This window comes from Kitasatospora sp. NPDC093558 (assembly GCF_040683475.1).
In the GTDB taxonomy this organism is placed as follows: domain Bacteria; phylum Actinomycetota; class Actinomycetes; order Streptomycetales; family Streptomycetaceae; genus Kitasatospora.
This window is the reverse complement of sequence record NZ_JBFBDY010000854.1, coordinates 1-2,346: the sequence shown is the minus strand read 5'-3', so window position 1 is coordinate 2,346 and position 2,346 is coordinate 1. Positions and strand designations below refer to the sequence as shown.

Genomic DNA, 2,346 nt, shown 5'->3' with positions numbered 1-2,346 from the left:
GTCAGCGGCGACACCGCCGTCGGGCACGCCCTCGCCCACTGCCTGGCCGTCGAGGAGGCCCTCGGGCTGCGGGCGCCCGCGAGGGCCGGGCGGGCCCGGGCGATGCTGCTGGAACTCGAACGCCTCCACAACCACGTCAGCGACCTCGGCGCCCTGTGCAACGACGTCGGCCACGGCATCCTCCACGCCCACGCCTGGCGCGTCCGCGAACGCCTGCTCCGCCTCAACCACGCCGTCACCGGCCACCGGCTGCTGCGCGGCGGCGTCGTCCTCGGGGGCGCCGTCCTCCGCGCGCTGCCGGAGCCCGCCGAACTCGCGGCCGTACGGGCCGACGTGCGCAGCCTCGTCGAGCTCGCCCTCGGGCACCCCACCATCCGCGACCGCTTCACCGGCACCGCGATCCTGCCGTTGCAGGCGGCCCGCGACCTCGGCTGCCTCGGCTACGTCGCCCGCGCCAGCGGCCTCGCCACCGACGCACGCCACGCCCACCCGCTCCACGACCCCGACGACCCGGACGGGCCCGGCGACCTGCCGGTCACCCGCGTCCTCGAGGCCGGCGACGTCCTCGCCCGCTTCACCATCCGCGCCCAGGAGGCCGAGGACGCCCTCGACCTGATCACCCGCCTCGCCGGCACGCTCGCCCCCGGCGCCGCCGTCGACCCGACGCCGCACGTGCCCGCCCGCCGCTCCGGCGTGGGCATCGCCGAGGGCTGGCGCGGCACCATCACCACCCGCGTCGAACTCGCCCCCGACGGCACGTTCACCCGGGTCAAGGTCGTGGACCCGTCCTTCTTCAACTGGCCCGCCCTGCCGGTCGCCCTGGCCGACACGATCGTCCCGGACTTCCCGCTCACCAACAAGAGCTTCAACCTGTCCTACGCGGGCAACGACCTGTGACCGCTCGACGAGGCCGGCGGCGGCGACGGTCCGACGCCGCTTCTTCGTGGGGCGGATCTGGCATGATCGATCCACTGATTCGTATCGGCACCATGCGCCTGGGGTGGGATGGGCCAAGGGGGCGCCCGGACTCCTTGGCCGCCCTCCCCCGGCGGGAGGCGAGGAAGCCCGTGACAGCGACGGCCGGCCCACGATCGGGTGAAGTCGAGGCCCCCGCCTTCCCGATGGCGCGGGACTGCCCCTTCCGCATGCCCGACGGCTACCAACGGTTGCGCGCGGACGGGCCCTTGTCGCGGGTGACCCTCCACGACGGCCGGGAGGTCTGGCTGGTCTCCGGGAGCGCCGAGGGGCGGGCCCTCCTCCTCGATCCCCGGCTCTCCGTCAGCGTCCGGCACCCGGCGTTCCCGTCCCTCACCCCCCTGTTCGCGGAGCAGTCGCAGGAGGCCTTCGAGGCTCCGCTGAGCGGCGTCGACGACCCCGAACACGCCCGCCAGCGGCGACCGGTGATCCCCGGCTTCGGCATCCGGCGGATCGCCGCGCTGCGCCCGGAGATCGAGCGGATCGCCGAGACGCTCGTCGACGCGATGCTCGCCCGGGCAGACCACGCCGACCTGGTCTCCGCCTACACCCTGCCGTTGGCCTGCACGGCGAACCTCGCGCTGCTGGGCGTCTCCGAGGACGACGGCCGCTACATCGGGACGCGCAGCCGGCGGCTGCTCTCCCCCGCCGTCGGAGACGGGCCGGAGACGGCCCGCAGGCTCCTGGACGAGATCCTGGACCGCCTGCGGGACCTGATCGCCCGCAAGGAGGAGCGGCCCGGCGACGGGCTGATCGACGAACTGCTCGCGGGGCCCGCCGCCGAGGGCGCCATGGACCGCGACGAGCTCGCCGCGCTCTGCATGGTGCTCCTCACCGGCGGGGACGACACCACCTCCAGCACGATCGCCGCGTCGGTGCTCGCCCTGCTGGAACACCCGGAGCAGCTCGAACGGCTCTGCCACACACCGGAGTTGCTCCCCGGCGCGGTCGACGAGCTCACCCGCCTCACGTCGGTGGCCGACGTCCTGCCGCGCGTGGCCACGGCGGACGTCGAGATCGCCGGGCACACCATCAGGGCGGGCGACGGCGTCCTCGTCTCGCTCATGCTGATGAACCGCGACCTCGCCGCCTGGGACGACCCCGACGCCCTCGACATCGGCCGCCGCGCCGGACGGCACGTCGCCTTCGGCTACGGCGTCCACCAGTGTGTCGGCCAGAACCTGGCCAGGGCCGTCATGGAGACGGCGCTGACCGTCCTGCTGCTGCGCGTCCCGACGCTCCGGCTGGCGGTGCCCGCCGGGCAGGTGAAGGTCAATCCCCCGTACGTGCTCCAGGGCAGCATGTCCGAGCTGCCGGTCGCCTGGTAGGAGGCCCCATGGACATCGACGCGGGCGTCGGGATCGACGCCAC

At 74.6% G+C, this 2,346-nt stretch carries 1 protein-coding gene and 1 pseudogene; both read left to right on the top strand.

The features are described from left to right. Window positions 1-897, top strand: a pseudogene (locus AB0O00_RS36095) (formate hydrogenase); the annotation flags it as partial. A 296-nt stretch (window positions 898-1,193) separates the two neighbouring features. After that, a complete protein-coding gene (locus AB0O00_RS36090) occupies window positions 1,194-2,303 on the top strand; it encodes a cytochrome P450 (protein WP_363658933.1) in 1,110 nt (369 codons plus the stop codon). Window positions 2,304-2,346: the final 43 nt, after the last annotated feature.